The organism is Congzhengia minquanensis (assembly GCF_014384785.1).
In the GTDB taxonomy this organism is placed as follows: Bacteria; Bacillota; Clostridia; order UBA1381; family UBA9506; genus Congzhengia; species Congzhengia minquanensis.
The window spans coordinates 234,801-246,299 of sequence record NZ_JACRSU010000004.1 but is presented as its reverse complement, the minus strand read 5'-3'; the positions used below and the strand labels follow the sequence as shown (position 1 = coordinate 246,299).

Here is an 11,499-nt window from a genome sequence, read left to right as displayed (position 1 = left end):
ATGTCAAGCCCTGTTCGGGCTTTGACACTGAAAATATCAGTGATTTAAGAACCTTTTTCCCGCCTCATTTTTTCAAGCTTTCGAAACGAATCCAACATCTGTGTCAGGTTTTCCTCTATGAACCGCGCCTCGTAATCGTCGCAATCTTTCATGAGTAAACTGATTTTTTTGATGTATGCCTGTTTGGCATTGATCATAGAATCACACAAAAGTGTGTCGGGAGAAACTTCAAGTTCGTTTGCAATATCGAGAAAAATAGGCAGGCTCACCGTGGTGTTACCCGTTTCAATGTTGCTGAGGTGTTTGCTGCTGATATGAACTTTCTCAGCCAGCAATTTTTGCGATATGTTGGCTTTCGTTCTGGCCATTTTAATTCTTCTACCGAGTGCTTTTAAAATCTAATTCCAAAATAACCACTCCCTTTTCAAAATACGACAAATATTGTATCGCAAAAATCAGAAGAATAAAATAAACTAATAAAGGTTTTTCCTTAATTAGTTCCTATTATGGAAGAATATAACAAATATAGAATTGTTACATTTATTTATATTTTATAATGTTTTAAAGCGAAATACAATACCACATAAAAATCGTGACATAAACTGTCAGAAAGGGACTGATTTTGAAGAAAAATGGTTATAAAAAAACCTGCGCAGTTCGCGCAGGTTTTTGGTCTTTTTTTACTCTTTTTCGCTCAGTTTCAGCAACATGGCAGCTGCATTTTTCCTATGAGTTTCAAGACTTGGCGTCCCCTCCTCCGGCACAAACATAATCCCTGCATAAACGTCGTCAATAAAAAACTGCATGTCTAAAAGCAGCTTACTATTTGTTAGCTTTACAGCAACCGCTTTGCCGTCACGGTAAACCAGGCTGTCACTATCAAACTGTGAAACATCAACATAGTTTTCCAGGGGTTCTAAAAAATCCTTTGATTGAAACCGATTTAAGTTCGTGCCGTCTAAAAGCACCAAATCCGACTGGGCATAGGCTATGGTGTTTTCAAACTTGCTGATGGCCAGGGAGTCCTCGTCGCTCTTCCCGCTTTCTGTAATATATAGGGCGTTGGTAGAAATCTGCTTTGTGCCGTTGCCGTCTGCATCTTCAATCACACCCTCCAGCCTGGATTGAAACTCAAACTCCTGTGTGGTGAGCGGACGGGCAAACACCGCCAGCACGCTGGCGTCTGACGGCTCCTCCACGCTGGAAAAATTTATCATTGCAATTATCACGACAAAGAAAATTACAATGCCGCCCAAAAAGGGCCATTTATAATAATACCAAAAATTTTCCAATGAAGAGAGCAAAAAGCCTTTTTCTTTTTTTTCTGCCATGAAATCCCGCCTTTTTCTAATAATATCTTTAGTATAGCAAGATTTTGCAAAATAATCAAGACCAATCTTTTCCCCCAATCATAAAAAAAGTATGAACATTGGCATATAGCGCTTGATTCACCCCTCAAACGGGCGTATAATGAAGACAAACTGATAAAAAGGAGAACTACATTTATGCTTGCAAAAAAAATCACTTCTTTTCTGCTGTGCGCGGCGCTGCTTGGCAGCGTTCCTGTGGCAATGGCGGAGGAAGACTATGCAACAAGGGGCGACGTTGCCGCCATGCTGCTTTCCGCGGCAGACGACTATAACCCTGCAGTTCAAAAAACGGATATTATAAAAGGCTATGAAGACGGCCAGCTTCACGAGGAGCGGTCCGTTACCAGGGCCGAGGCATTGGTGATGTTAAAGCGCGCCTTTGGCGAGCTTCCGCAGCCCACAGGCCACAACGCCAGAGTGGCTATTCCAATGGAGAGCTTCACCGATATTCCCGAATGGGCAAAAACCGAGCTTTCAGGCGTGTTTCAAGCAGGAATTGTGGCCGGAACTGCCCCGGGCGTTTTTTCGCCCAACCAGAACGTAACAAAAGATCAGATGGAACTGTTCATCGACAGAGTGTTTTCCCTTTACGGCACAAATTTAAAAGACGACTTTTATGCCGCGGTGAACAAGGACAAGCTAAACAGCCTGGAAATAAAACCGGGCAGAACCATCAGCGGAACGCTGTATGATTTGAACGACAAAAGTACCGAAAATGTGGATGCCATTATTAAAGAAATTATCGGCGGTACATATGAGGCCGGCAGCAAAGAACAAAAAATTGCTGACTTTTATAAAAACATCACAGACATGGAGTCGCGAAACAAGGCCGGCATCGCCCCCATTCAACCATATCTTGATTTGGTTGACTCTGCCAAAACAACAAAAGATTTAATCAACGTGCAAAACACCTTGTCACAGGAGATGTATATAACGCCGTATATGGGCTTTAACCTGTCGGTAGACTTGAAGGACAGCACGAAATATATGCCTGTATTTTACACCTTTTCTCCCAGTCTGCCCAAAGACACTTATCAAAACGGCACAGAAACGCAAAAAAACAGCTATATAAATTATTTAAAAAACCTGCTGGTTTTAGGCGGTGAACCGGAAGATAACGCAGCAGCAATGGCGCAGAAGTGCTATGACATGGAAGCGGAAATTGCCGCCTCTATGATGAACACCGAAGACGGCAACAACGTGGATAAGATATACAACGTCTTCACCATGCAGGAAATTAAGGACATGTTCCCGAACGTGGATATTGACGCGGTGTTTGAAGCGTCCGGTCTTTCCAAAGCAGACAGCTTCGTTATTTTTGACGTAGAACGCACCAAGGCGTTTGCCGGCATCTTCAGCGATAAAAACACCGAAACCTTAAAGGCATGGGCAAAAATCAGTCTGCTCTCCGGCTGGGGCGGCGCGCTGAACCAGGAATTTATCGACGCGGCCGACAAGTTTAACCAGGAATTTATGGGCACCGCAGGCAGTTATTCGCCGGAGGAGCGTGCGGCCATGACGCTGCAAAGCACCATGCCGGACTATATCGGAGAAATTTATGCAGAAAAATATTTCACGGAAGAAGCAAAGCAGGACGTGGAGAAGATGGTGCAGGACATTATATCCGTTTATAGAAAGCGGATTGAAAACCTTACTTGGATGAGCGGCGCCACAAAAGAACGCGCCCTGAAAAAGTTAGACACCATGGGCATTAAAATTGGCTATCCCGACAAATGGGAAACGTATTTAGACGGAGCGGAAATCCGATCCGCGGCAGACGGCGGAAGCTATTTTGCCAACATGTTAGAGATTGCTGCAGCCCAGCGGGAATATACCCTGTCGCTGCAAAACAAGCCTGTGGACAAAACACAGTGGATTATGTATCCCTTCACAGTGAACGCCTGCTACAGCGCAACCCAGAACGACATCACGTTCCCGGCGGCAATTCTGCAGGCGCCTATGTATGATGTAAATGCTTCCTACGAACAAAACCTGGGCGGCATTGGCTACATCATTGCCCATGAAATTACCCACGCTTTTGATAACAACGGCGCAAAGTTCGACGAAAACGGCAACGCTGCCGACTGGTGGACAGAAGAGGACTATGCGGCCTTTCAAAAGTTGTGCGACAAAATGGTAAGCTTTTACGACGCTCAGGAGGGTGTTCCCGGCATTCCCATGAACGGAACGCTCACCTTAAGTGAGAATGTTGCGGATCAGGGAGCGGCTGCCTGCATTACGGAAATTGCAGCCGGACTTGACAACCCGGACTTTAAAACCCTTTACACCAGCATGGCGAACTGCTGGGCGTCTACCGCCAGCAGAGAATATTGCCAGTTTGCGTCCCAGGCAGACGTGCACAGTACGGAAAAGCTCAGAGTGAACCGCGTGGTGGTAAATTTAGACGAATTTTATGAAGTCTTCGACATTGATGAAAACGACGGAATGTGGGTAGCTCTCGAAAACAGAGTGAAAATCTGGTAAAACATACACATTAAATAACCCCTCGTATATGAAGTGAACCCAAAAGTTTAGACTAAATTTAATATTAACTTTCTTGTGAATGAGTTTGGTATTGCTCCGGACTCATTCCTTTTAATTTCAAGGATATTCTATCATTGTATTCTGATGAAATTACTGAAATTAAATTTGCTGCATATGTTCTATATTGAATATATATAACACCATTAAGCTTAACCATACGTTGTCACGTTTTCATTAAGCGAATGGGAATATACAAATATATGCATACATATTGGCCGTTAAAACTCATCTATTATACCAAAATCTGCATATTCAAAAATACGTGCATCTTTATCAGGATTTATTGCAATTATAGTATCTGCATTTTCAATTGCTACGGTATGATGAACTGCTCCTGATATTCCTATAGCAATATATATTTTGGGGCAAACCGTTTTCCCTGTAAGACCGATTTGAGCGCTATATGGGATTTTTCCCATATCAACAAGACCACGAGAAGCGCCAAGTTCGGCATTATATTTCAATGCAATTTTTTCTAATTTATCTATTTTATTTGCAACACCTTTGCCACCGGAAACAATAATGTCGGCAAAATCAGGGGTTGTGCGAACTGTTGCCATTTGGGGCTTCGTCTTGCACTCAATTTTGGCAATTATATTTCCACCAAGAGCAGGTCGATACATATATAATCTTTCACCATCATTTTCAAGTGCAGTACAATCAGCACACAAACCTGTTTCCAAAAGCGATGCCACAATTGGTGCGTTTTTTCTACCCCATAAATCTGCACTCCAAAGAATAACATCCGGACAATCTTTTCTTGCTATTTCTGCAATTTTAAATGGATCTTTTTCATCAAGAACAATAACATTTTCTGCAATTGCAAACGCTTCTTGCTCAACTTCTTTTCCGATTGCCCATACCGATTTTAATTTTGTTTTACTCGGACTAAATTCAATACCCGATTTTTCTTTTTTAAGCAAATCATCAATTAAAGAATCTAACTCATGAAAAGAAATAAATTTACAATGTCTTTTACCTTTTTCGTTTTCAAAGGTTTTTAATACTTGGGTGGGAGATCCATTTAGCCCACATTTACTTAAATCTGCCTTCAAATCAATATTGTTCCAAAGCATGGGAGTTCCCGCTTTTGAAAATATACTCGGGAATCTAAGTTCATTTATCCTCTCTACTGTAATTAATGCAGGAAGTGTGCAAGTTTCATCTTTAATACGGGTTTTACAACTTAAAGTGTTATCGTTTAAAGAAACATCCAAAACATTTGTTATTAGATTAATATTAAGTCTTGTAGCAAGGGACGGGCCCACCTGCGCTGTATCACCATCAATGGTTTGTCTTCCGCAAATGATTAAATCATAGTCGATTTTATTTATTGCACAAGACAAAATATATGATGTTGCCAAAGTATCAGACCCTGCATAAGCACTATCTGTTATAGATATAACTTTAGCACCAAGTCTTGTTAAGCGAGTAAGTTCATTTATAGCAGATGGTGGTGCCATAGACACCACCGTTACATCATCACTAAGTCTAAGCGCTGTTTCCAACGCACAGGCATCAAATGGATTTATCTCGCCTTTGATTATTTTTGCACACACAACTATTTTCATAAATTAATCCTCATTATAAACTAATTCTAATGCCTGTTGTATTTTTTTGTATTTTTCAAAAAGTGATTTATATTTTTTATTGTTTTCAATATTTGGCACAGTTTCGAATATAGTTTCATTACATATATTTAGGGCATCTACTGCCGAATTCCATACTCCTATTGCAACACCAGCAAGCATTGCACTTCCAAAAGATGAATCAGAATATTTATTTTGAACCAATGTTATTCCAAGACTGTCGGCTAATATTTGACGCCAAAGGGCACTTTTTCCGCCACCGCCTATAACAACTGCCTTTTTATCATACTTGATACCAATATTTTTCAAAGCATCCAAACAATCCATCATAGACATACAAACACCTTCCATAACAGCTCTTGCAAAGTGTGATTTTGTATGATACGCTCTGACGCCTACGAAACTTGCACAAAGTTTTGGATTTTGATAAGGTGTAAGTTCTCCATTAAGATACGGATGAAAAACAAGACCATCCGATCCTATAGGCAGCATTTCCGCCTCATTATCTAATTCTTTGTAATCCCCGCCAAAAGTATCGCGAAACCATCTATAAGATGCGGCGCAAGCTTTTGTTGCAGTGCCAGGATACCAAAGTCCGTCAATAAAATGCGAATAATTTATAAGATTTTTGTCAGGATACGTCTTATCTGTAATGACACAAATTCTACCTGCAGTTGCAAGCTTAATCGTCATAGCTTCTTTTTCTATACCGCCTGCGGCAAAAACCTCCATAACCGTATCGGTGCTTCCGCAAATAACAGGTGTACCTTCAAAAAGTCCTGTATCTTCAGCAGCCTCTTTTGTTATTTTACCAACTAAATCCGTGGGGCTTACAATTCGAGGGAGTTTTTCTGTACCAAAATCTATAATATCGCATAATTCCTTCGACCAACACTGTTTGTTATAGTCAAAGAGCATACTACCCTCAGCCTCAATATGATCAGTTACATAATCATCTGTTAATTTATGGCGTACATAATCTTTTGCAAAACAGATTTTTTCAACATTTTCCCAAACTTCAGGTTCATTTTCCTTTATCCACATAAGCTGTGGCAGAGTCCATATTGTTCCCGGATTGTGTAAAACTTGTTTCAAAATAATATTGTAGTATTTTTCATTTAGAATTGCAACTTCTTTTTGTGTTCTTGTGTCTGTCCAATATATGCTTGGTCTTAAAACATGAAAATCCTTATCCATAACAACTGCAGTATGTGTTGCGGCATCTAGTGCAACTGCTTTAATATCCGATGGGTTGATTTTACTTTTTTCAAGAACTGCCTTGATATTTTCTTTGGTCGCAATGTACCAATCTTCAGGATTTTGCTCTACCCATCCATTTTGTGGATAATATGTATCGTATTCGTATGCGGCAGTTGCTGTAATCTCACCATTTTCGCAAAGAAGTGTGGCTTTAGATGCGCCCCCACCAAAATCAATTCCTAGTAAATACTTCATATATCCTTACCTACCTCAAAGTTTTTTCCATAAACTCCCGGAACAACGCCTCTTTTCAACAAATTGTCATTATCTTCGTGTGCGATTATCCACTTATTTTTTTTAAACATTTTTTTGTCTTTTGGTGTGTGTTCTAAATTTGTGTTTGTGCCTTTTGGCAATACAACCACCACTCCAAAGCCATCTTTTGTAACTTCACAAGGACAAAAATGCAATGTTGTGGCATAAACTTCAACAATATCACCACGTTTAAGCAAGAACGCCTTTGCATTTTCTGAATTATACCTGTCATTTTCCATTTCTGCAATATTACCTAAAAATAATATTGCATCGGTTACCGCTATATTTATTTCTGAACTTTTGTGCCATTCGAAACCATTAAGCTTTGTAGAATGACCGAAACAATAACCCACCTGAATTGGAATTTCTCCAAAATATTCCTTTTCAAGTTGTGTTTTTACTTCTAGGTTTTCAAAATCTTCTACTGAAGCAAGATATGTTGAACCCTCTTTTGGCAATTCAATTTTTTTTGCCATATCAATTATTTCACTACAGTCGCAATCAATAACTCTGCCGTAAGGCGCAAATTCTTTGTCGTGTATAGTGTGAAGTTTCATTATTTATCCCTCTATTATCATTGTATATATTCTTTCGTGCGTTTTTCCCGAACCAATTTTATTGATACCCTTTCTTTTGTTTAAAGCCAAAAGATACCCTCAAATTCACTCTTTAAAGCGTAACCATATTTAGAAAGTATATATTTTCCCCATCAAAAACATATTTGTCCTCTTTAAGACCACCATAAATAGGAAAAAGCATAGGCGCCCTTTTTGCCCAAACATCAGGGGCGCCCTGCTAAATATACTCTGTGCCATCTAACTTTTTTATGATTGAATTTCAACCTATAGTGCTTATTTCTGCCGTAAAAAGGTGCTTTTTATTGTAATTAATTGTTTAGCCATTTATGTTCCTCATCCGTAGTCATATAAAAACCTCTGATTGGTCCTGCCATAATCCAAAGCATATAACTTTTATAACCCGGAGCTGAATGGTATGGGTGATATCCTCTTGGAATTTCAACGAAATCACCTGATTTAACAGTATAAGTTTCGTCAATATCTCCTTCCATTGTATATACCTTTTGAATACCAAAGCCTTGTGGCTTTTCAAACTCGAAGTAATAAATTTCTTCAGTATTTGCTTCTGTTGGCATATTCATATCATCATGCTTGTGCGGAGGGTAGCTAGACCACTGACCGCCGTCAATCCATGCTTCACCGATATAAATTTGGTCGGCTTCAACTCTCTCATCAAGTATAAACATAGCATGTCTTTCCCAGCCTGGTTTACCTAATTTTTTACCGGTAACATCAGTAGGCTTAATTAGTGCAGGCTTATGGTCATTAGTTGATGGACATTTACAAACTGCAATAGCAACTTCACCACAAGCAGTAATTGTAAAATCTGTATTTCTTGGGACATATACACACGTTGCATTTCCCTCAAAAACAGTTTCACGCTCGCCAACATTTTCGTACTTGAATGTTGCACCTTCAACTGTACATTTGCCATTTAAAATAAGTAAACCATACTCTTTGTCGGCTTCACTATAGATTTTTTTATCACCCTTTGTTAATTTTACCATGTCAATTTCAATATTTTTGCATGGGCTATTATCTTTTGTAACTATTTCAGATTTACCATATTTTTTATTCCATGTTTTCTTCAAATTCATTACATCCACGCTCCTTTAAAAATTTTTTAACTTCATCTAAAGTAGGTATTGATGCTCTTGAGCCTACCTTTGTACACTTAAGTGCAGATACGGCACTAGAAAAAACACATGCTTTTTTATAATTATAACCTATACTGACCGCAAAAGCAAATGCACCGTGAAATACATCTCCAGAGCCGTTTGAATCCACAGCATCAACTAAAAACGCAGGATATTTTGCAATTTCTTTACCATCATAAATAATTCCGCCATTTTTACCTTGTGTTATAACTACAACTTCAGGTGAATATTTTTTATACAATACTATAGCCGCTTCATCTGCAGTTTTTTTGTCTGTGTGCCCTAATGCAAATTCTTCCGACGGGATTAAAATATCTGCATATGGCAACAATCTTTCTACACCATCATACAATCCACCTGCATCATACAAAACCTTTGTATCTGATTGATTTGCAAGTTTTGCACCCTCAATTGCAGATTCCATTTCGTTTCCGTCAACCATAAGAATTTCAGCATCACAAATAACCTGTTTTTGTTTTTCGGAAAGTTCCAAAGCGGGAAGATTTCCTTTATTAAAAACACAAGTTCGTGATGCTTTTTTTGTATTTAACAATATATATGAGGAAAAAGACGAATATCCTTTTTTGACATCAACATATTCGTCTGTCATACCATATTTTTTCATATCTTCTAATAAAAACTTACCTGCATTATCATCGGACAATACACCAATAAAAGCAGATGAACCCCCAAGCTTGCTTGCGGTAACAAGTCCTGTTGCACAAGGACCGCCACCGCTTACGCAAGTTGAATTTGCTCTCATTTTAGTATCTTCTGCAGGAAATTCAGGTAAAGTGATTAATGTATCATATACATTAGCGCCTATTCCTACAATCTTAATCATATTCTATTCTCCGCACCCAAAAGTTTAATTTTTTTAATTGCAAACTCTTTTACATTCTCTATTGCATCCTTCATAAATAGATCTATTGCATATACATCCCTTGATGTTTCAAAAACTTTATCTAAGAAAGAAAAACAAATGTCTGTACCAAAGTTGATTTTTCTGATACCTGCTTTGATGGAAGCTTTAATTTCTTCATCAGGAATACCACTGCCGCCATGTAAAACAAGGGATGCGTCAACTGCATCGTGAATTTCTGCAATTCTGTCTATTGCAATCCTTGGAGCCTTCTTATATCTGCCGTGAGCCGTACCAACTGCAATTGCAAGTGCAACAACACCTGTGTTTTCAACAAAAGTTTTTGCTTCTTCAACAGTTGTGTACTCGGTAGTCTGTTCATCGCCATTTGCAGCAGTACCTACATGACCAATTTCACCTTCAACCTCTACTCCAACTGCTTTACAAAGTTCTACAACAGACTTTGTTGCTGCTACATTTTCCTCAAATGGAAGAAGTGATTTATCAATCATAATTCCTGTTGCACCAAATCTGAGTGAACGTACAACAGCTTCTTCGCTTGCACCATGGTCTAGATGGAAACAAACAGGAACGCTTGCCTTTTCTGCTGCAGCCAAAACAATTGGAGCAAGATAATAGCCTTCCTCGTTCGTTACAAGTCTTGAATAATTTTGAATAATAACAGGGGCTTTTGTTTCTTCTGCAGCTTTAATAATACCCATTACTGTCTCCATATTATATACATTAAATGCAGGAATTGCAAAATTGCCTTTTTCCGCTAAATCTAAAACATATTTAAGATTTACAAGCACTGTAAAACAACCTCCTCAATTTTTAAAAGCTCCATACCTTCAGGCTTCGTTCTTGACAAATATTCATATTCTGCAGTAGAGGCAGTAACTAAAGTTTTTGTGTTCATATTTTTGGCATTACTCCATCTGTTAGACGCAATTTTTTCAATTACATCATTCATATATTCACCCATAATAAGCTGACCTGCTAAAACGGTGTGTTCTCTGTTTAATAACATTTCATTTACAGTTCCGCAAGCAGATAAAATTTTACGGATTGGCTGTGTTTCTTCCAAATCTCTTGCAAGATATGGACTATCTTGAGGAGTATATGACTTGCCATTATTTTTAATTTTTAATGCGCCGTTCTCAATAAGCTCTGCCACATATGAAGTAAATGTCTTAACCTCTGCCTTTACATCAATGCCCCATTCCTTGTATTCGCGAAGTATTACATCAGCATCATAAGGGTCGTAGCAGATAACAGTTTTATAGGAAGAAAGGATTTTTGTACATTCCTCCATCATAGATTTTGTTTCATTAGCAGCACCTACTAAAAAGTTCATTGACGCACCACTGTTAGGCTCATTTTCAAGTAAAGCAAATTTTACTCCTGCTTTCTGTAACAGTTCAACTGCAGCTTTAGCACAGCCTTTAGCACGAGTATCCTCCCCTAAGAAGAACAATGTATCCTTATCTTCAAAAACAGGAATATTTGGATTCTTTTCTGCACCGTAAATACTTCCCTTTTCGGTAAGGTTATTTATCATTTTTAATACATATTCAGGAAGTTTTCCATCTAGAGCCGCACCAAGTCTTGCTTCTTTAGCAAACATTACTGGGTCCCAACCTGTTACGCAGTCTGTCATACAACCGCCACAAAGTGTACATTCATAAACATTGTTAATAATATCTTCTGAATATTCAACAGCTCCACGGGCAACAAGTGATAACCCTAATGCTCTTGCTCTTGCTGTGTTTCTTTCTAATCCTGTTGCATTACCTACGGGACACACATGGTGGCACATCCAGCAGAAACGACAACTATCTATATGTTCTTTTGCTTTTTGCGAAAAATTCATTATAGTTACCT

General features: G+C 38.8%; 10 protein-coding genes. 1 reads left to right on the top strand and 9 read right to left on the bottom strand.

The window, feature by feature from the left end; translation table 11 throughout:
• Positions 1-44 precede the first annotated feature (44 nt).
• Positions 45-398 carry a helix-turn-helix domain-containing protein gene (locus tag H8698_RS11375; protein ID WP_346726846.1) on the bottom strand — a complete coding sequence of 118 codons (354 nt, stop codon included), beginning with the start codon at positions 396-398 and terminating at the stop codon, positions 45-47.
• Between the two features lie 282 nt (positions 399-680).
• Positions 681-1,331, bottom strand: a complete 651-nt coding sequence (locus H8698_RS11370) for a hypothetical protein (protein WP_249313597.1) — start codon at positions 1,329-1,331, stop codon at positions 681-683.
• A gap of 174 nt (positions 1,332-1,505) precedes the next feature.
• Here H8698_RS11370 and H8698_RS11365 point away from each other — a divergent pair, with 174 nt between their 5' ends.
• Positions 1,506-3,854: a M13-type metalloendopeptidase gene (locus H8698_RS11365; protein ID WP_249313596.1), complete on the top strand. Its 2,349-nt coding sequence runs from the start codon at positions 1,506-1,508 to the stop codon at positions 3,852-3,854.
• A 278-nt stretch (positions 3,855-4,132) separates the two neighbouring features.
• On the opposite strand, the gene H8698_RS11360 is transcribed toward H8698_RS11365, so the two are convergent.
• The 7 genes from H8698_RS11360 to H8698_RS11330 all read right to left on the bottom strand — a co-directional run bounded on the left by H8698_RS11360 (position 4,133) and on the right by H8698_RS11330 (position 11,488).
• Entirely contained in the window at positions 4,133-5,485 is a 1,353-nt protein-coding gene (locus tag H8698_RS11360) for an FAD-binding protein (RefSeq protein ID WP_249313595.1), read from the bottom strand.
• A gap of 3 nt (positions 5,486-5,488) precedes the next feature.
• The gene (gene xylB, locus H8698_RS11355) at positions 5,489-6,958 is read right to left on the bottom strand and encodes a xylulokinase (protein WP_249313594.1); all 1,470 of its coding nucleotides are present in this window, start codon (positions 6,956-6,958) and stop codon (positions 5,489-5,491) included.
• Positions 6,955-7,575 (bottom strand): DUF4867 family protein, encoded by a 621-nt coding sequence (locus tag H8698_RS11350; protein ID WP_249313593.1) that lies wholly within the window; start codon positions 7,573-7,575, stop codon positions 6,955-6,957. The genes xylB and H8698_RS11350 overlap by 4 nt, the downstream gene beginning before the upstream one ends.
• A 329-nt stretch (positions 7,576-7,904) precedes the next feature.
• Positions 7,905-8,693 carry a 5-deoxy-glucuronate isomerase gene (gene iolB, locus H8698_RS11345; protein WP_249313592.1) on the bottom strand — a complete coding sequence of 263 codons (789 nt, stop codon included), beginning with the start codon at positions 8,691-8,693 and terminating at the stop codon, positions 7,905-7,907.
• Entirely contained in the window at positions 8,668-9,597 is a 930-nt protein-coding gene (locus tag H8698_RS11340) for a carbohydrate kinase family protein (protein WP_249313591.1), read from the bottom strand. Before H8698_RS11340 ends, iolB begins: the two co-directional genes overlap by 26 nt.
• Positions 9,594-10,427 carry a ketose-bisphosphate aldolase gene (locus H8698_RS11335; protein WP_249313590.1) on the bottom strand — a complete coding sequence of 278 codons (834 nt, stop codon included), beginning with the start codon at positions 10,425-10,427 and terminating at the stop codon, positions 9,594-9,596. Before H8698_RS11335 ends, H8698_RS11340 begins: the two co-directional genes overlap by 4 nt.
• Positions 10,418-11,488, bottom strand: coding sequence for a (Fe-S)-binding protein (locus tag H8698_RS11330; protein WP_249313589.1), 1,071 nt, complete (start codon positions 11,486-11,488; stop codon positions 10,418-10,420). Before H8698_RS11330 ends, H8698_RS11335 begins: the two co-directional genes overlap by 10 nt.
• Positions 11,489-11,499: the final 11 nt, after the last annotated feature.

Coding starts and splice junctions, on each gene's coding strand:
- H8698_RS11370 (WP_249313597.1), bottom strand. CDS start 1,331: ATGGCAGAAAAAAAAGAAAAAGGCTTTTTGCTCTCTTCATTGGAAAAT.
- iolB (WP_249313592.1), bottom strand. CDS start 8,693: ATGAATTTGAAGAAAACATGGAATAAAAAATATGGTAAATCTGAAATA.
- H8698_RS11365 (WP_249313596.1), top strand. CDS start 1,506: ATGCTTGCAAAAAAAATCACTTCTTTTCTGCTGTGCGCGGCGCTGCTT.
- H8698_RS11350 (WP_249313593.1), bottom strand. CDS start 7,575: ATGAAACTTCACACTATACACGACAAAGAATTTGCGCCTTACGGCAGA.
- xylB (WP_249313594.1), bottom strand. CDS start 6,958: ATGAAGTATTTACTAGGAATTGATTTTGGTGGGGGCGCATCTAAAGCC.
- H8698_RS11340 (WP_249313591.1), bottom strand. CDS start 9,597: ATGATTAAGATTGTAGGAATAGGCGCTAATGTATATGATACATTAATC.
- H8698_RS11360 (WP_249313595.1), bottom strand. CDS start 5,485: ATGAAAATAGTTGTGTGTGCAAAAATAATCAAAGGCGAGATAAATCCA.
- H8698_RS11330 (WP_249313589.1), bottom strand. CDS start 11,488: ATGAATTTTTCGCAAAAAGCAAAAGAACATATAGATAGTTGTCGTTTC.